Genomic DNA, 17,131 nt, shown 5'->3' with positions numbered 1-17,131 from the left:
TAGGTTAACGAAACCCCTCCGCTGCCACCTATTTGTTCTATTTATACAGACAAATGGGAAGAAGGTATACTATAATCGTCACTAAGCATGAAATTTCTGTTGTTCAGCCTCCTTTCGGTCCTGCTGTTCACCGCCCCCTATGCCGCCGGGGCAACCATCAAAAAACCGCTGAGCGAAGTGCTGCCCCTTCTCTTTGACATCAAGGGCGACGCCATCGAACTGGGAAAAGGGCCGACGGACGTCTACGCCTTTATCGATCCGCGCTGCCCCCATTCGCGGGATTTTGTCGGCATGATTACAGAAAACGAAAAGATGCAGCGGCGCTACCACTACTACTTTTTTCTCTACGCCCATCCCATGTTCAAGTCCGGGGCCGTCATCAACGCCATCTACAACGCCCCCCGTCCCAAAGAGGCGATGCTCGACTATATGCTGAGGCGCGCCCCCCTGCCCAAACTCAACCGCCTTACCCCGCCAATCATCCACGTCAAGGTCGCCCGCATCAAGAAGGCAGCGGAGCAGATCGGCGTCGACAAACGCCCCTACCTCATCCTCGACAAAAAGAAGCAGCCATGAGATACCAAGAGACCCCCAAAGTCAGCCGCTACGTCACCTTCATCACCCGTAATCGCGCCGCCGTGATCGGGCTTTTTCTGCTGCTAGCCCTGCTGACGCTCGCCCTGGGGCGTTTCAGTTTTGTTCTCAGCGACGAACGGTTCTGGCTGGGGGGTTCGCAGGAGCTTGCCATGACGAAGGCCCTGGGAATCGTGCCCGAGAATGTGCAGCATCTGCGGGTCTACGTCGACCGGTTCGATGACGACACCAAGTCAAAACTGGCGGCGCTCCATACGCAGCTGACACAGATGAAAGGGGTACGGCACGTCGATTCGCTCTTTAGCAGCCGCTACATCTACAACGACAAGGCAACCGAAGGTTCGTCGCTCATCAAGGCCCTTCCCCTCTCCGAACTCAATGCCGCCCAGGCGTATGCGTTTATCCGGGCCCTGCCCGACGCCTACCGCCGCTACGTCACGGAGGACTTCGGCGCTTTCGATTTCTACCTCTACGGGGACGAACGGCTGGCCGGGACACAGCTCTCCATCCCGTTCGGGTATACGCTCGATGAAACCGACAGCAGCTTCAGCTACCGGCAGACCCTGCTGTATCTGTGCCTGATCATCCTGGCCGTCATACTCTTTTTCCGGATCATCTTTCACAACTACGTCTCCGCCTTCGCCGCGATCGTTGTCGTCTCGGGCACCCTCCTCTTCACCTTCGAACTCGTCTACCTCATCACCGGACTGCACGAACTGCATCTCGCCCTGGGGCTCATTATCATCGCCATCGCCCTGGTGGATTATCTCTACTTCTACTACCGGTGGCACGTGACACAGTACCGAGACGACTCCCACCGGGCCCTGCTCAAATCCCTCAACCGTACGGTGACGCCGGCACTCTGGACCACCGTTATCACTGCCGTGGGGCTGGGAACGCTGCTCTTCTCCGAGAACGAAATCGTCCGGATGCTCAGCATCAGCATCATCGGCGCCTCCCTCATCGCCCTGCTGCTCAACACGACGCTGCTGATCGCCCTACTCAGCTATTTCCGGGTGCGCCACCCCCGCGTGCGTTTTACGCGTCCCGTCTACTACTTCGTCAGCCGGGAACTGGACTACAATCCCAAACTCCTGCGACTGCTCAACCTCGTCACCATCGGTATCCTGCTGCTGGGGCTCAGCCTCTTCCTGACCCGCGCGGACCTGCTCCTTTCCCCCGGCCAGAGCGGCCGCACCCTCGTGCTTACCGTACCGTTCGAGGAGATCGACCCCGCCACCGTGGCCAAGATCGACACCTTCGCCTCGGAGCTGACAGGCCGCTTCGCCAGTGTTGACCGGGTCGACAGCGTCGCCGCGCTGCTGCGCCTCATTCACCAGGCCGAAGCCCCCGACGAACCAATGGACGACCAGGCGATCCTACGCGCGCTCTTCTTTATCGACATGTATGACCTCAACCAGCGCTACTTCGACGACGAAAAACAGACGCTCAAACTCACGCTCTTCATGGAGCCCGGCGTCGATACGGCGGCGCTGCTGACCTACCTGCGCGATTACCGGGCGCTCCCCCTGCACTTCAGCGACGTCCAGACCCTCGTGCGCAGCGCCAAACAGCAGCAGATCGTCGTGCTGGCCGCCTCGCTCTTTACGGCCCTCGTCATCATCGGTCTGATCATGGGGATCATCTTCGGGTCAGGACGGATGATCTACATCGGCTTTATCACCAACGCCATCCCCATCGCCTGGTTCGGTCTGGCGATGGAACTGCTCGACACCCCCGTCAACCTCGAGATGCTCATCGCGATGTCCATCTCCGTCGGGCTCGGTTCCGATGCGACAGTCCATTTTGCTTTCAAGTATTTCCGCGCCCGCTTCTTCGGACGCAGCCGCAAACACGCCCTGGAGATCACCTTCTTCTACGGCGCCGTCCCCGTCGTCATCGGCGCCTTCGTCCTCGTCATCTTCTTCGCGTCGCTGATGATGACGTCGATCGCGAGCCTGCGCGACATCGGCAAGTTCGGCGCCGAGCTCATTACGCTCTCCCTCGCCACCGACCTGCTGCTGCTCCCCGTTTTCCTCCTCTCCATCGACCCCTTTCCCAAAAGCAGGGAGATCCACAAGGACCACTGCACGATCTAAGCCCTCTTTCGGATTGAAACGAAACGGGGCGGACCGAAACTAGACAAAAATCCAAAGATTTCTTTTGGTTTTTCTCGTTAGCATAGTATTAGAAATCCGAATAATGCCATTCCGGTTTCCGGATCAAAAACATGCATTTTCTACCCGAAAATGCCGGAGGGGAATCCAGCAGTTTTATCGGGCCGACGACTATAAGGCCTCTATCACGACCATCATTTCGACGTTGTTCACAAGGAGACCATCCCATGTCCGCCGGCATACGACGAAAAAAGACCTACCCAATTGCGCTGCCGCTCTACTGGTTCGCATGCATTCTGCTCTGTGCCGCGGCAGGCTACGCCGATACGCCGCCCACGCTGGGGATGATCGAACATCCCGCCGGACAGCTGCCGCTGGATGTCCCCTTTGTCGATGACGAAGGGCACCGTGTCACGCTCGGGGAGGTCATGGACGGCAAACCGGCCATTCTCACCCTCAACTACTACGGATGTCCCGGCCTCTGCACCCCCCAGCTCAACGACCTCGCCCAAAACCTCACGATGGTCAAACTGGCCGAAGGCAAAGAGTATAAGATCATCACCCTCAGTTTCAACCCCGACGAGGGGCCTGCCGACGCAGCCAAGAAAAAGGCGAACCTCCTCGCCTCCATGCCCCGTCCCTTCGATCCCGCCGCCTGGACCTTCCTGACCGGCAGCGACGAAAACATCCGAAAGGTGACCGATGCCGTCGGCTTCCAATACGAAAAACAGGTCGGACCGAACGGCATGGAAGAGTATGTCCACCCCGCCGTGCTCGTCGCCCTCTCGCCCCAAGGGAAGATTACCCGCTACCTCAACGGAATCCAGCAGCTCCCCTTTGATATCCAGATGGCCCTGATGGAAGCCTCACAGGGAAAAGTGCGCCCCACCATCGCCAAGGGGCTCCTCTTCTGCTTCGCCTTCGACCCGAAGAACAAAACCTACGTTTTTGCCGCCGAAAAGTTCGGGGCCATCGCCCTGACGTTGATCCTGGCCGGCTTCTTCCTCTACCTGGTGCTCTCCGGCAGAAAAAAGCGTTCCATGGAGGACAACAATGCCTAGCTTCTATCATGAAACCCATACCATGTTCGGCCATCTGCGCAACCCCGTCCTGCAGTGGATCTTCAGCATCGACCACAAGCGCATCGGCCTGATGTATATGACGCTGATGTTTACGCTCTTTTTCCTGGCGGTGGGCGCCGCGCTGACGATGCGCGCGGAGCTTTTCGCGCCCGGGGCCCAGTTCCTTGAACCGCAGACCTACAACGAACTCTTCACCTTCCACGGCGTCACGATGATCTTTCTGTTCATCGTCCCCGGGATCCCCGCGACCCTCGGCAACTTTCTGCTGCCGCTGATGCTGGGCGCACACGACGTCTCCTTCCCCCGGCTCAACCTCATCTCATTTTGGTTCTACGTCCTCGGCGTAATCCTGGGGATCTCCTCCCTGGTCACGGGGCACGGGTTCGCCGACACGGGCTGGACCTTCTACGCCCCCTACAGCATCCGCACCGACGCGCATGTACTCTCGACGCTGAGCGCCGCCTTTATCCTGGGCCTGTCGTCGATCCTGACGGGGCTCAATTTCATCGTCACCATCCACCGGCTGCGCGCCCCCGGCATGGGGTTTTTCAAGATGCCGCTCTTTATCTGGGGACTCTACGCCACGGCATGGATCCAGGTGCTCGCGACCCCGGTCGTGGGCATCACCCTGCTGCTCGTCATCCTTGAACGCACCCTGGGAATAGGGATCTTCGACCCGACGAAGGGGGGCGATCCGGTCCTCTTCGAGCACCTCTTCTGGATCTACTCCCACCCGGCGGTCTACCTGATGATCCTTCCGGGATTCGGCATCGTCTCCGAGGTGCTGCCCGCCTTCACCCGCCGCACCATATTCGGCTACCACGCCATCGCCATCTCCTCGGCCTCCATCGCCGGCATCGGCTACCTCGTCTGGGGCCACCACATGTACACCTCGGGCATGAGCGACCTGGCCCGGGTCATCTTCTCCTTTCTCACCTTCCTCGTCGCGGTGCCCACGGGAGTAAAGATCTTCGACTGGGTAGCGACGATGTACAAAGGCTCCATCGTCCTCGCCACGCCGATGCTCTGGATCCTGGGGAGTATCATCAACTTCACCGTCGGCGGGCTGACGGGCCTGACCCTGGGCGCCATCGGCCCGGACATCCACCTGCACGACACCTACTACGTCGTGGCCCATTTCCACTACACTATTCTCGGCGGGGTCATTTTTATGTTTATCGGGGGGCTGCACTACTGGTACCCGAAGATCACCGGGAAGCTCTATGACGAGGGGCTGGGGCGCATCGCCTTCGGGCTCGCCTTCGTCGGGTTCAATATGCTCTGGTTCCCGATGTTCCTCGCCGGCTTCTTCGGCAACCCCCGCCGCTATTTCGATTATCTGCCCGATTTCACCGTCTACCACCAGATCTCCGGGGTCGGGGCGCTGCTGATAGCATCCGGCCTGGTCATGATCGTCTACACCTTCTACCGGGGACTCCGCTCGGGACGCGACGCCGGTCCAAACCCCTGGAACGCGACGACACTGGAGTGGCACATCCCCTCGCCCCCGCCGCTGGAGAACTTCCCCAAGATCCCTTACGTGGATTTCGAGCCCTATGAGTACGAGGCGGGCGAGCCCCTCGTGCAGTTCGATGAAAACTTCCGGAGGATACGCTGATGCAACAGGAAATGGCATACGACGCACAGGGACAGCCCCATCCCGTCGTCGACTTTCACAATGACTACGGCGGAGCCAAGTTCGGGTTCTGGGTCTTTTTGATGACCGAGGCGATGATGTTTGGGACACTCTTTCTGCTCTTCGCCATCTACTTCTACCGCCACACGGAGAGCTATGTCGCCTCCTCCGGCCACCTCGACGTCTGGCTGGGCGGCACCAATACAATGATCCTGCTCATCAGCACCTACACCATGGGGCTCGGTACGATGATGCTGCGCCGGGGCAGGGTCCGCGCCGCGGTCCTGCTCGTGGGCGCGACCGCCCTGATGGCCCTTATCTTTCTCGGGATCAAGGCCGTCGAGTGGAACATGGAGATCAGCCGGGGCATCTACCCCGGTTCGGGGGTACTTGACGCCCTGGACAGAGGCGAGATCCTCTTTTTCGGCCTCTACTTCGTCATGACGGGTCTGCACGGCCTGCACGTCATCGCCGGCGTGGCGCTGATGAGCTGGGTGCTCCTGCTGATCCGCTCCGGCGGCATCCGGCCCGAGCACACCATCGTGATGAAGAACGTGACGCTCTACTGGGATTTCGTCCACCTCGTCTGGATCATCCTCTTCCCGCTGTTTTACATGATAGGAGTCTGAGATGGAACACGCCACCCCCTCCGTCGCCCTCTATACCAAAGTGCTGGGCGGCCTGCTGCTGCTGACGCTGCTGACCTTCGTGCAGCCCTCGCTCCTCCCCCTTGCCGTCGGCGGCACGGTTGGCATCCAGCTGCTCATCGCCGCCATGAAGGTGGCCCTGGTCGCCGCGTACTACATGCACCTGCGCAGCGAGACCGCGTACCTCAAAGGGTATGTGGGCATGGCTCTCGTGATCTTACTGGTCTTTTTCGTCATCGTCGGTATCGACGTGGCCCACTCATAAAAAGGAGAAGGCATGCTCGAAGGATTCAATCAAGACGTTTCCACCTACGCCGCCGACGTGGACCGGGCCTTCTGGATCACGACCGGCATCTCCATCGCCATGTTCGTCCTCGTGGCCGGCCTGATGCTCCTCTTTATCGTGCGCTACCACCACAGTCGTGTCGAGCCCGGGGAGATCCGCAACATTCGCGACCACCTGGGGCTGGAAATCGCCTGGACCGTCATCCCGACGATCCTGCTCTTCGTCATCTTCTACTACGGCTACACCTCCTTCCGGGACCTGCGTACCATGCCCAAGGACGCCTTCACCATCGACGTGCTGGGCAAGCGCTGGTCCTGGACTTTCACCTATCCCAACGGCAAACAGACCGACGAACTCTACGTTCCCGTCGGCCAAAACGTTAAGCTGATCATGAGTGCGCCCGACGGCGACGTCCTGCACAGCTTCTTCGTCCCCGCTTTCCGGGTCAAGGAGGATGTCGTTCCCGGGCGTAAAACGCACATCTGGTTCAATGCCACAAAACCGGGAAGGTATGACATCGAATGTGCCGAGTACTGCGGCGTCGGACACGCAAAGATGCTCACGAAAGTCGAGGTCATGAAGACGGCGGATTTTGATGCGTGGTACGCCAGCGACAAGCTGAGCCCCCACGACACGGCCGCACCCAAAAGCAAAGGGGAGATGCTTTACAAAACGCTGGGTTGCGCCTCCTGCCACAGCCTCGACGGTTCGGTTATCGTCGGTCCCTCTTTTGCGGGACTCTTCGGCAAAGAAGTCACCGTGACAACGGGCGGCAAAACGCGCCGGACCGTCGTCGACGACGCCTACCTCGAACGTGCCATCCGCGCACCGGGCGCCGACGTGGCCGAGGGCTTCCCGGATGGCGTCATGCCCGACCTCTCCGGCCAGATCGACGCCGAGCAGCTGAAGGCGCTCGTGGCCTTCATCAAAGAGCAAAACGGCGGCGGTGCGGCCCCCGAGACGGCCGCTCCCGCCGCAGCGCCAACGATGGAGCCGGCCGCAGCACCCGCACCGGCGGAAGCCGAACCGACCGCACCGCAGGAGGCGTCTGCCGCCCCTGACGGGGCGACCCTCTTCAATGCAAAAGGGTGCGGCGCCTGCCACAGTCTCGACGGTTCGAAAAAGCTCGGTCCGACGCTCAAAGGCCTCTATGGCAGCAAGCTGACGGTCGTCACCGACGGCAAAAACCGCGAGGTAACGGCCGACGAAGCGTACCTGCGCAGCTCCGTCGAAACCCCGAACGCCGACATCGTCGAAGGCTTTGCGCCGGGGCTTATGCCCCCCTTCGGGAAGATGCTCTCCGCTGAGGAGATCGAAGCGCTCGTCACCTACATGAAGGAGCTCAAATGATTCGCACACTGATGGAACTGACCAAATTCCGCCTCTCGGCGGCGGTGACGCTCTCCGCCGTTTTCGGCTTCGCCCTGGGCGGCGGCAGAGATCTTGCGCCGCTTCTCCCCTCGACGCTGGCCGTGCTGCTCCTCGCCCTGGGCGTTTCGGCGCTGAACCAGTACCAGGAGTGGGAGAGCGACAGCAAGATGAAACGCACGAAACGGCGGCCCATCCCCTCTGGGCGGGTCCATCCCGATGCCGCACTGGCCGTCTCACTGGCGCTGATCGCCCTGGGGACGCTCCTGATCTCCGCCACCCTGAAGACGACGGGCCTGCTGCTCTTCCTCTTCGTCCCTTTCTGGTACAACGGCGTCTACACCATCCTCAAACGCTATTCGGCCTTCGCCGTCGTACCGGGAGGCCTGCTGGGGATGATCCCCCCTGCCATCGGCTGGCTCGCCGCAGGGCGGAGCCTCGCCGATCCGGAGTTCTTTGCGCTGGGGCTGCTCTTTTTCGTCTGGCAGGTCCCCCACTTCTGGCTCCTCGCGGCCAAACACGACGCCGACTACCGCGCCGCGGGCTTCCCGACGGCCGTCGAGATCTTCGGCGAGACCGGGTTTCGACGGGTGCTCTGCGTCTGGTGGATGCTCACCATCTTCTGCGCCCTCTACACCGCGGCGATCTTCGGGATCAGAAGCTCCGCCATCCTTCTACTGCTGGCAGCACTGGCCGCCGCCACGGCCGCCGCGGGCGGACGCATCCCCTTCCGACAGCTCACCGCGGAACGCGCCAGTACCCTTTTCCGGGGGATCAACCTCTTCCTGCTGGGCACAATGACCCTGATGAGTATCGATACGATCTAGTTAAGAGTTAAGAGTTAAGAGTTAAGAGTTAAGAGTTAAGAGTTAAGAGTTAAGAGTTAAGAGTTAAGAGAAGCATGCGGCAATCCGCTTCTTCCGTCAAGGCCGAAGCGCAAATTAGCGTGTCGAGCGGATAACAAGAGAATGGAATATCCCGAAAGCGGCAGCCTTTCGCACTTTCTTCTTTCGGGTTCGGTTTCTTCTTTGTGCGAGCAAAGAAGAAAGGGAACAATAAACATCTAAAACAACAGCCCAACCAACGCCGCCAACAAAACAGGCGGCGTAATAACAAGGCCGACTTTCATATACTCCCCCCACCCAATTTTCACACCTTTATTGGCAAGGACATGCAGCCACAGCAGGGTCGCCAGCGAGCCGATCGGCGTCATCTTCGGCCCCAGGTTGGCCCCGAGGATGTTCGCGTACGCCAGGGCGTCCCGTCCCGCGTCGGCGATAGCGATGTCCATGATCATAATGGTGGGCATATTATTCATGACGGCACTGAGACCGGCGGAGAGGAAACCGGTCCCGATGACCGCCACCGCCTCTCCCTGCGCCGCCATCGCCGTGACGGCATCGGCCAGGTAATCGGTCAGCCCCGCGTTTTTCAGCCCGTAGACAACGACGTAGAGGCCTATGGAAAACCAGACGACCTGCCACGGCGCCGCCTTGACGGTCATAACGGGTTTGACCGCCTTGTAGTAGTTGGCGATGAAGAGGAAAATAACCGCCCCCCCCAGGGCGAAGAGGGAAACAGGGAGGTCATAGCGGTCGCCGATAAAGTAGCCCGCCATCAGCAGGGCGAGAAAACCCCAACTGAGCTTAAACATCGTCATATTCTTGATGACCGACGAAGGTTCGGGGAGTTCGGAGACGTCGACCTTGAGCGGGATATCTTTGCGGAAATAGATCCAGAGCACAATGATCGAAGCGATAATGCTTAAAAGGTTCGGCAGGAACATCGCCTGTGCATACTCCCAGAAGCCGAGGTCGAAATAGCCCGCTGTCACGATGTTGGTAAGGTTGGAGATCACCAGCGGGTTGGAGGCGCTGTCGCCGATAAAGCCCCCCGCTATCAGGAATGCGAACACGGCGACGGGGTTCATGCGCAGGTGCTTCATCTTCGCCAGCAGGATCGGCGTGAGAATGAGCGCCGCCCCGTCGTTGGCGAAGAAGGCCGCCACCAGGGCGCCGAGCAGCAGGATGTAGACGAACATCTTGTTCCCGCTGCCGCCGGAGAGTTTCGCCATCTTCAGCGCCGCCCACTCGAAGAAGCCGATCTCGTCGAGGACGAGGGAGAGCAGGATGATCCCGATAAAGGCGAGCGTCGCATCCCAGACTATTCCCGTCACCGTCCAAACGTCATCGACGCTGACGACGCCGAGGACGACGGCAATGACGGCACCGATGACGGCCGTCGTCCCGATCTGGAGCCCTTTGGGCTGCCAGATGACGAAAAGAAGGGTAAGAAGAAAGAGCAGGGCCGCCGTCAGCATGGGAACATCCTTGGGTTTGAATCAGGCGAAACTATATCAATCTTTCTTGATTTAATCAAGACTCAGCTGCAGCAGCTCTCCCCCGAACAGCACGATGACTCTTTTTTGCGGAACCACGGTTTGGCGAGGAAGTAGAGCACCAGCCCCCAAAGCAGCAGCGACGACGCGACGGCAATGATGCCCGCCTCTTCATGCAGGTGCACCAACGCCTTCGGGTCGATCTCGGCACGGATGAAGAGCCAGTCGAGCATGAGCCCGAAAACGACGCTGGCCACGGTGATGGTGCCCAGGTAGATGGCGAGGGCCCTTGTTCCCAGCATCTTTTTCACGACACCGATGGTGACGGTGTTCGTCGCGGGGCCCGCGCTCAGGAAGACGAAGGCCGCCCCGGCGCTCACCCCAGAGAGCATCAGCCCCGCGGCAATCGGCAGCGAGGCCGTCGCGCAAACGTACATCGGCACGGCGACGGCGATAACGATGAGATAGGAAAGCCAGCTGTTTTCGGCGAGGAGCGTGCCGAGGTCCTCGGGGATCGCCACGGTGATCAGCGCCCCGACGATGAGCCCCCAGAAGAGCGGTTTGGCGATGTCGCCTAGCAGGGTCACAAAGGCATAGCGCAGCGCGCCGACCATCGAAAAGCGCTTTTTCGTCTCCGTTTCGCAGCCGCAGCCGGAGCTGCAGCAGCTCTCTTCCTCTTTGACAGGGGCGGCCATGCTGAAGCCGACGGTCGCGGCCTGTTTCGGCGGTGCGGCCATCGAAAAGGCCGGGGCCTTCGGCGCGGGCGTGGACGCGGGTTCAGGCTCCGAACCGAACAGGTTCGTCAGGATCCCGGCAATCATCGCCATCAGCATGGAGGTGAAGACGCGGTAGAGGGTAAAGGCCCATCCGAACATCCCGTAGGTCGCGAGGATGGAGTCTACGCCCGTAATGGGCGTCGAGATGAGAAAGCTGAGCGTCGCCCCGTGGCTCGCCCCGCTCTTTTTGATGGAGGTCGCCAGCGGGATCACCCCGCAGGAGCAGACCGGCAGCGGGATGCCGAAGAGGGTCGACTTGACGACGGAAGCCACGTTGTCGCTGCCAAGGTGCTTCGTAACCAGCGCATCAGGCACGAGTTCGTGCAGCAGGCCCGCGAAGAGGAGGCCGAAAATGATATAGGGGGCCATCGCATTGCTCAGGTCGACCAGTGCACCCCAAAACAGAAGCAGAAACTCCATTGCTATTCCTTCATGCGAAAACGCTATTGTCCGACGAAACGTTTTATAACCCGCTTTTATCCGCCAAGCTTACCGTTTTTATGTCCGGGCGCTAAGGTTGACCTGCACACTTCTTACACACAGCCGCAGTATCATTTCCTATTCACTCAAAAGGAGACCGATGTTCCGTCCGCTCTTAGCCCTGCTGCTCGCTGCCGCCGCGCTCCGGGCCGAGGGGATCGACACCCTGATCGACCGCTCGCTTGCACAGCACCACTCGCTGAAGATAATCGAACAGCGCCTCGGCGCCTATGACGCCCTGGAGGACAAAAGTTCCCTCTTCGCCAACCCGGAGCTGCTCGTCGGCATCAACGACATCCAGTTCGACGACCCCATGGACCGCACCCTCGAGCCGATGCAGTTCACCTCCGTCACGCTCAAACAGAAATTCCCCTGGTTCGGGAAACGCGGCGCGGCGGGTGAGAAGGTACGGGCACAGAAAGCCGTGCTCTTCGCCTCCTTTGAGGCGGCGCAGGCAGAGCTGGCCAAGCGGATCCGTCTGCGGGCCTACACCGTCGCCGAACTAAACGCGCGGCTGGGCGTCTTGCAAAACTACCTGGAACTAACAAACCAGAACATCGCCCTCAACACCGCCTACGCCTCCACCCAGCGTGACCGCCATATGGGGATTATGTCCGCCGAGCTGCTCCGCTCCGACATCGCCGTGCGCCGGGAAAAGCTCACGGCGATGCTCACGGCGCAAAAAGCGCGACTGGCCTACCTCGTGCAGGCCCCCTTCGACGCCGTCGAGGCCGATGAAGCGGTTGCGCCCCCGCCGCCCCTGGAGACCTACCTACAGCGGCTGGAGAACAACCGGATCTACCGCGTCAAAGCAGCCGACCAAAAGGCCGCGGCGGCGGAGACGAAGGTCAAAACACTCTCGGCCAACGCCGACCCCTTCGTGATGGTGGGCTACTACTACCGCGAAGCCCACCCCGACTACCTGAGCGTCACCGTCGGCGCGGCGCTCCCCCTTTACGGCGCAGAGCGCGACGACACCGAGGCGGCACGGAAGGCGGAGCTGGCAACGGCGGAGGCGGCCGCCGACTACCGCCTGCAGCTGCGCAGCGAGATCGAGACGGCGTACGCGGCGCTGACCGAGGCCTACCGCACCTACCGCATCATCACCGAGGAGAGCCTGCCCCAGGTGGAGCACATGGTCGACCTCAGCGACGCGAAACTGCGCAGCGGCAGCGACCTTTTCAACTATTTCGACCTGCTCGAACGCAAGCTCCGTTTCGACGAACAGCGCATCGCCGCGAAAGCCGACTACCTCCGCGCCGGCGCGCGCCTTAAAGCATTGACGGGAGAGATCAAATGAGACAACACATCTTAGTCCTCGCAGCCCTGCTGCCCCTGCTGCTATGTGCCGATGAGCGGCCGAGCGTCGAACAGCTCTTTGCCGTCAAAACGGTCAAAGTACAGCAGACCAGCGCCGCGCGGGCGCAGACCAACTACGGCTATGTCCGTGCCGAAGACTCCCGCATGTACGACGTATCGCCACGGTTCGGCGGCTATGTCCAGAAGCTCTACGCCGATACGCGCTACCGCCGGCTCAAGAAGGGCGAGGCGCTGGCCGAAGTCTACTCGCCCGAGGTGCTCCAGGCGAAGGAGGATTACCTCACTGCCCTGCGTTTCAACGCGACGCGCCCCAGCCCGGAGATGCTGCGCAGCCTTCGTAAAAAACTGACGCTGCTCGGTGTCAGCCGCGCCGAGATCGACGCGGTCCGCTCCGGGATGAAAGCCGACTCCCTCACCACGATCCACGCCCCGGCATCGGGGTGGCTTTTTGAAAAGAGCGTCGTCGAAGGCTCCGCTTTCAAAGCGGGCATGAAGCTCTTTACCATCGTCAACCTTGAGCGTGTCTGGGTCGAGGCCGCGCTTTACCAGCAGGAACTGCCGCGGCTCGCCTCCCTGAACAATTTCACCGTCAGGGCCAGCGGCGTGGAGCGGGCCTACCCCGCCAAAAAGCTTACGCTCTACCCCGACATCGACCCCAAGGCGGCCACGGTCACCCTGCGCCTCGCCGTCGACAACCCCCACGGCGAGCTGCTGCCGGGCATGTACGCCACGGTCACTGCAGCGGCGGCGGCGTTGCCGCTGCTCACCCTTCCCCGCACGGCAGTGCTGCGCAAGAACGGCGGATGGTACGTCTTCCGCGCCGGGGATTTCAAGGGGGTTTTCGAACCCGTCAAGATCGAGGTCAAACCCCTTGACAAGGATCGCTTCGAGGTCGTTTCCGGGTTGAGCGCCGGGGATGAAGTCGCCGGCGACGCCCTCTTTATGCTCGATGCCGACGCCCAGATCAGCGGACTGGAGTAGGGAATGATCGAACGCCTTATCGCCTTCAGCGTCAAAAACCGCTTTCTTGTCCTTATGGCGACGCTCTTTCTCATCTTCGGCGCCTACCGGGCAGTGATGACGACGCCGCTCGACGCCCTGCCGGACCTCTCCCCGCCCCAGGTGATCGTCCAGGTCACCTGGAAGGGGCAGAGCCCCGAGATCGTCGAGGACCAGGGAACCTACCCGCTGGTGTCGCAGTTCCTCTCCATCGCCGACATCCGCACCGTGCGCGGCTTCTCCACCTACGAAAATGCGCTCATCTACATCATCTTCAAGGAGGGAACAGACCTCTACTGGGCCCGCTCACGGGTCCTGGAGCAGCTTGCCGCCATCCAGAGCAAACTGCCCGAGGGGATGGAAGTCGCCCTGGGGCCGGACGCCTCGGGGGTGGGCTGGGTCTATGAGTACGCCCTGACATCGAAAACGAAAAGCCTCGCCGAGCTGCGCACCCTGCAGGACTACTACTTCAAATATGCCCTGATGGGCGTCGACGGCGTCAGCGACGTCGCCACCGTGGGCGGTTTCGTGCCGACCTTCCAGCTCACCGTCAACAACGACGCCCTGATCCGCTACGGCCTCTCCGTCGGCGACGTCGCGCGGGTGCTGCGGCAGAACAACAACGATACCGGCGGGCGCATCGTCATCCAGAACGGCTTCGAGTGGATGGTGCAGGCGAAGGGCTACCTCAAAGACCTGGATGCCATCCGGAACCTCGTCGTCACCGTCAAAGAGGGCATTCCCGTCACCCTTGCGCAGCTGGGGAGGGTGGAAGTCGTGCCCGCCGCCCGCCGGGGGGTGGCGGACCTTAACGGCCGGGGCGAGGTCGTCGGCGGAATCGTCATGGTACGCTACGGCGAGGACGTCTACAGCGTCATCCAGCAGATCAAGGCGAAAATGGCCGCCCTGCACATCGACGGGGTCGACGTCGTCACCACCTACGACCGCTCCGGGCTGATCGACAAGGCAATCGGAACCCTGACCGACACCCTCGTCGAAGAGAGCATCATCGTCGTGATCATCATCGGCCTCTTCCTGATGCACCTGCGCTCTTCGCTCATCGTGCTGCTCGTGCTGCCGCTCGTCATCGGGGCGACCTTCGGGCTGATGAAGCTCGCCGGCATCGGCAGCAATATCATGAGCCTCGGCGGGATCGCCATTGCGCTCGGTACCGTCGTGGACGCGAGCATCGTCATGATCGAAAACGCCCATAAGCGGCTGCGTAAAAAGCGCGGGGAGCTGGGCCGCGAGCTCACACCGGCCGAACACGCCGAGACGGTCGTGGCGGCGGCGCAGCAGGTGGGACGCCCCATCTTCTTCGCCCTCGCCCTCGTCGTCGTCTCTTTCCTCCCCATTTTCGCGCTCTCGGGCGAGGAGGGGCTGCTGTTTACCCCGCTGGCCTTCACCAAAACCTTCGCCATGTCCGCGGGCGCCATTCTCGCCGTCACGCTGGTGCCGGTGCTGATGGTCTCCTTTATCCGCGGCCCCATCCGCGAAGAGACCGCCAACCCCATCAACCGCTTCTTCCTCTGGCTCTACCAGCCCCTGCTGGCGTGGGGGCTGAAGCTGCGCTACGTCGTCCTGGCCGCCTCCCTCGCGCTGCTCGTCGCCATCGCGCCGCTGTACGAGAAGCTCGAGTGGGAGTTCATGCCGATGCTCAATGAACAGACGTTCATGTACATGCCGGTGACACCCTTCGGGATCAGCATCGACCAGAGCAAGGCGCTGACGCAGAAGACGGACAAGATCCTCAAGAGCTTCCCCGAGGTGGAGACGGTCTTCGGCAAAGGGGGGCGCGCCGACACCGCCACCGACCCCGCGCCCCTGGGGATGCTGGAGACGATCATCACCTTCAAAGACCCCTCCCAGTGGCGGGAAGGGATGACCTACGAGCAGCTGCGAAACGACATGGAGGCAGCCCTCCAGGTTCCCGGGCTTGTCAACTCCTGGACCTACCCCATCCGCGGCCGGATCGATATGCTCTTAAGCGGCATCCGCACCCCCGTGGGCATCAAGCTCTACGGCAGCGACGCCGCGACGCTGCAGCGGCTGGCACGGGATATCGAACAGAAACTGATGCCACTGCCCGAATCCCAGTCTGTCTTCGCCGACCGCTCCGCCGCGGGCTACTATATCGACATCGATATCAACGAAACGGCACTGCAGCGCTACGGGCTGGCAAAGACGGCCCTGCTCGAAACCACCCGTGCGGCCATCGGCGGCATGAAGGTGACGACGCTCTACAAAGGGATCGAACGCTATCCCGTCGCCCTTCGCCTCGAGGAGGATGAACGGCGGAACCTCGACGATATCCGCGCTCTTCCCGTCAAGACGCCGCTGGGATTCGTCCCCCTCTGTACCTTCGCCGACGTCCGCTACCGCGAAAGCGCCTCGGTCATCAAGAGCGAAATGGCGACGCCGGTCACCTATGTCTACATCACCCCGCGCCCGGGCGTAGGCGCCGTCGCCTATAAAGACGCGGCGCTGAAGGCCCTCGCGGACTTCCCGCTGCCGCCGGGCTACCACATGGAGTGGGCGGGCCAGGCGGAGTACCTCGCCTCGGCCATGGAGAAGATGCGCTGGATCATCCCGGCGGTGCTGGCGGTGATTTTACTGCTCATCTACCTCTCGCTGCGGCGCCTCGTTGCGACCCTGATCGTCTTCCTGACGCTCCCCTTTGCGCTGCTTGGCGGGGTCGTCTACGTCTGGATGCTCGGATTCAGCATGAGCATCGCCGTCATCGTCGGTTTCCTCGCCCTGCTGGGGATCGCCGCGGAGACGGCCATCGTCATGATCGTCTACCTCACCGACAGCGTGGAAGCTTCCCGCGCGGCGCTGGGCGAACGTTTCGACGCCCAAGCCCTGAAAGCGGCGATCAATGAGGGGGCCGTCAAGAGGGTCCGCCCCAAGCTGATGACGGTCTTCTCCATCCTCGCCGGCCTCGCCCCCATCATGTACACCCACGGTGTCGGCAGCGAGGTGATGCAGCGCATCGCCGCCCCGATGCTCGGCGGGATCGTCACCTCGGCGCTGCTCAGCCTCCTCATCATCCCGATTCTCTACGAGATGTACGAGCGGCGCCACTTGAACAAACAACCGGGCGACACTGCCCACACCACTCAAAAGGAAAACAGATGAATCCAACTCTTTATACCGCCGCGCTGCTCGCAGCGCTCGTCGCCTTCGCAGGCTGCAGCGATCAGAAAAAAGCATCCGACACCCCTACCGCCGGTGCCATGAAATGCGGGGCCGGTAAATGCGGGGCCAATATGGTCAGCGGCAGCTCGGAACTGGCGAAAAAACAGCGTGCGGTCCTTACCCAGATGTCGGCAGCCGACCCGCGCATGGGGTGCGTCACGCAGGCGAAAACGGTCGAAGCGGTCTACGACTGCGTCCGGGACCCCGAAACGGGCAAGCTGACGCTTGAGTACAACGCGTCGAAATAAAAAACAGTCGAAGTGATTGTAACAGGGGACAGGCGGCCTCAA

At 61.3% G+C, this 17,131-nt stretch carries 14 protein-coding genes; 12 read left to right on the top strand and 2 right to left on the bottom strand.

Features of this window, described 5'->3' with window-relative positions; translation table 11 throughout:
- Nucleotides 1-87: 87 nt before the first annotated feature.
- The 8 genes from ACM66T_RS01825 (at nt 88) to ACM66T_RS01790 (ending at nt 8,557) form a co-directional block, all read left to right on the top strand.
- Nucleotides 88-576 (top strand): hypothetical protein, encoded by a 489-nt coding sequence (locus tag ACM66T_RS01825; protein WP_231020042.1) that lies wholly within the window; start codon nt 88-90, stop codon nt 574-576.
- Nucleotides 573-2,693: a hypothetical protein gene (locus tag ACM66T_RS01820; protein WP_231020040.1), complete on the top strand. Its 2,121-nt coding sequence runs from the start codon at nt 573-575 to the stop codon at nt 2,691-2,693. The genes ACM66T_RS01825 and ACM66T_RS01820 overlap by 4 nt, the downstream gene beginning before the upstream one ends.
- 245 nt (nt 2,694-2,938) lie before the next feature.
- A complete protein-coding gene (locus tag ACM66T_RS01815; RefSeq protein ID WP_231020038.1) occupies nt 2,939-3,772 on the top strand; it encodes an SCO family protein in 834 nt (277 codons plus the stop codon).
- Nucleotides 3,765-5,411 (top strand): cytochrome c oxidase subunit I, encoded by a 1,647-nt coding sequence (locus ACM66T_RS01810; protein WP_231020037.1) that lies wholly within the window; start codon nt 3,765-3,767, stop codon nt 5,409-5,411. The genes ACM66T_RS01815 and ACM66T_RS01810 overlap by 8 nt, the downstream gene beginning before the upstream one ends.
- Nucleotides 5,411-6,058 carry a cytochrome c oxidase subunit 3 gene (locus ACM66T_RS01805; protein WP_231020035.1) on the top strand — a complete coding sequence of 216 codons (648 nt, stop codon included), beginning with the start codon at nt 5,411-5,413 and terminating at the stop codon, nt 6,056-6,058. The genes ACM66T_RS01810 and ACM66T_RS01805 overlap by 1 nt, the downstream gene beginning before the upstream one ends.
- A gap of 1 nt (nt 6,059) precedes the next feature.
- Entirely contained in the window at nt 6,060-6,341 is a 282-nt protein-coding gene (locus ACM66T_RS01800) for a cytochrome C oxidase subunit IV family protein (protein ID WP_231020034.1), read from the top strand.
- A gap of 12 nt (nt 6,342-6,353) precedes the next feature.
- Complete coding sequence (gene coxB, locus ACM66T_RS01795; RefSeq protein WP_231020032.1) at nt 6,354-7,712, top strand: cytochrome c oxidase subunit II; 1,359 nt, start codon at nt 6,354-6,356, stop codon at nt 7,710-7,712.
- Complete coding sequence (locus tag ACM66T_RS01790) at nt 7,709-8,557, top strand: protoheme IX farnesyltransferase (RefSeq protein WP_231020030.1); 849 nt, start codon at nt 7,709-7,711, stop codon at nt 8,555-8,557. Before coxB ends, ACM66T_RS01790 begins: the two co-directional genes overlap by 4 nt.
- A 236-nt stretch (nt 8,558-8,793) precedes the next feature.
- Here the strand turns inward: ACM66T_RS01790 and ACM66T_RS01785 are convergent, their stop codons facing one another.
- Nucleotides 8,794-10,050: an arsenic transporter gene (locus ACM66T_RS01785; RefSeq protein ID WP_231020028.1), complete on the bottom strand. Its 1,257-nt coding sequence runs from the start codon at nt 10,048-10,050 to the stop codon at nt 8,794-8,796.
- A gap of 62 nt (nt 10,051-10,112) precedes the next feature.
- Entirely contained in the window at nt 10,113-11,264 is a 1,152-nt protein-coding gene (locus ACM66T_RS01780; protein ID WP_231020027.1) for an SO_0444 family Cu/Zn efflux transporter, read from the bottom strand.
- 160 nt (nt 11,265-11,424) lie between these two features.
- Between ACM66T_RS01780 and ACM66T_RS01775 the strand changes: the two genes are divergently transcribed.
- From ACM66T_RS01775 to ACM66T_RS01760, 4 genes are read left to right on the top strand one after another with little or no spacing between them, the layout of a single operon-like run.
- The gene (locus ACM66T_RS01775) at nt 11,425-12,624 is read left to right on the top strand and encodes a TolC family protein (RefSeq protein WP_231020025.1); all 1,200 of its coding nucleotides are present in this window, start codon (nt 11,425-11,427) and stop codon (nt 12,622-12,624) included.
- A complete protein-coding gene (locus tag ACM66T_RS01770) occupies nt 12,621-13,625 on the top strand; it encodes an efflux RND transporter periplasmic adaptor subunit (protein WP_231020023.1) in 1,005 nt (334 codons plus the stop codon). The genes ACM66T_RS01775 and ACM66T_RS01770 overlap by 4 nt, the downstream gene beginning before the upstream one ends.
- 3 nt (nt 13,626-13,628) lie before the next feature.
- The gene (locus ACM66T_RS01765; RefSeq protein ID WP_231020021.1) at nt 13,629-16,781 is read left to right on the top strand and encodes an efflux RND transporter permease subunit; all 3,153 of its coding nucleotides are present in this window, start codon (nt 13,629-13,631) and stop codon (nt 16,779-16,781) included.
- On the top strand, nt 16,778-17,089 hold the full coding sequence (locus ACM66T_RS01760; RefSeq protein ID WP_231020019.1) for a hypothetical protein: 312 nt from the start codon (nt 16,778-16,780) through the stop codon (nt 17,087-17,089). The genes ACM66T_RS01765 and ACM66T_RS01760 overlap by 4 nt, the downstream gene beginning before the upstream one ends.
- The last annotated feature ends 42 nt before the right edge of the window (nt 17,090-17,131 follow it).

It is taken from the genome of Sulfurimonas sp. ST-25, assembly GCF_048079205.1.
In the GTDB taxonomy this organism is placed as follows: Bacteria; Campylobacterota; Campylobacteria; order Campylobacterales; family Sulfurimonadaceae; genus Thiomicrolovo; species Thiomicrolovo sulfuroxydans.
The sequence above is the reverse complement of the archived record's forward strand: the minus strand, read 5'-3'. Positions and strand labels throughout refer to the sequence as shown.

Bases quoted from the DNA above. Each gene is read 5' to 3' on its own strand.
- ACM66T_RS01825 (WP_231020042.1), top strand. From the start codon at position 88: ATGAAATTTCTGTTGTTCAGCCTCCTTTCGGTCCTGCTGTTCACCGCC.
- ACM66T_RS01820 (WP_231020040.1), top strand. From the start codon at position 573: ATGAGATACCAAGAGACCCCCAAAGTCAGCCGCTACGTCACCTTCATC.
- ACM66T_RS01815 (WP_231020038.1), top strand. From the start codon at position 2,939: ATGTCCGCCGGCATACGACGAAAAAAGACCTACCCAATTGCGCTGCCG.
- ACM66T_RS01810 (WP_231020037.1), top strand. From the start codon at position 3,765: ATGCCTAGCTTCTATCATGAAACCCATACCATGTTCGGCCATCTGCGC.
- ACM66T_RS01805 (WP_231020035.1), top strand. From the start codon at position 5,411: ATGCAACAGGAAATGGCATACGACGCACAGGGACAGCCCCATCCCGTC.
- ACM66T_RS01800 (WP_231020034.1), top strand. From the start codon at position 6,060: ATGGAACACGCCACCCCCTCCGTCGCCCTCTATACCAAAGTGCTGGGC.
- coxB (WP_231020032.1), top strand. From the start codon at position 6,354: ATGCTCGAAGGATTCAATCAAGACGTTTCCACCTACGCCGCCGACGTG.
- ACM66T_RS01790 (WP_231020030.1), top strand. From the start codon at position 7,709: ATGATTCGCACACTGATGGAACTGACCAAATTCCGCCTCTCGGCGGCG.
- ACM66T_RS01785 (WP_231020028.1), bottom strand. From the start codon at position 10,050: ATGCTGACGGCGGCCCTGCTCTTTCTTCTTACCCTTCTTTTCGTCATC.
- ACM66T_RS01780 (WP_231020027.1), bottom strand. From the start codon at position 11,264: ATGGAGTTTCTGCTTCTGTTTTGGGGTGCACTGGTCGACCTGAGCAAT.
- ACM66T_RS01775 (WP_231020025.1), top strand. From the start codon at position 11,425: ATGTTCCGTCCGCTCTTAGCCCTGCTGCTCGCTGCCGCCGCGCTCCGG.
- ACM66T_RS01770 (WP_231020023.1), top strand. From the start codon at position 12,621: ATGAGACAACACATCTTAGTCCTCGCAGCCCTGCTGCCCCTGCTGCTA.
- ACM66T_RS01765 (WP_231020021.1), top strand. From the start codon at position 13,629: ATGATCGAACGCCTTATCGCCTTCAGCGTCAAAAACCGCTTTCTTGTC.
- ACM66T_RS01760 (WP_231020019.1), top strand. From the start codon at position 16,778: ATGAATCCAACTCTTTATACCGCCGCGCTGCTCGCAGCGCTCGTCGCC.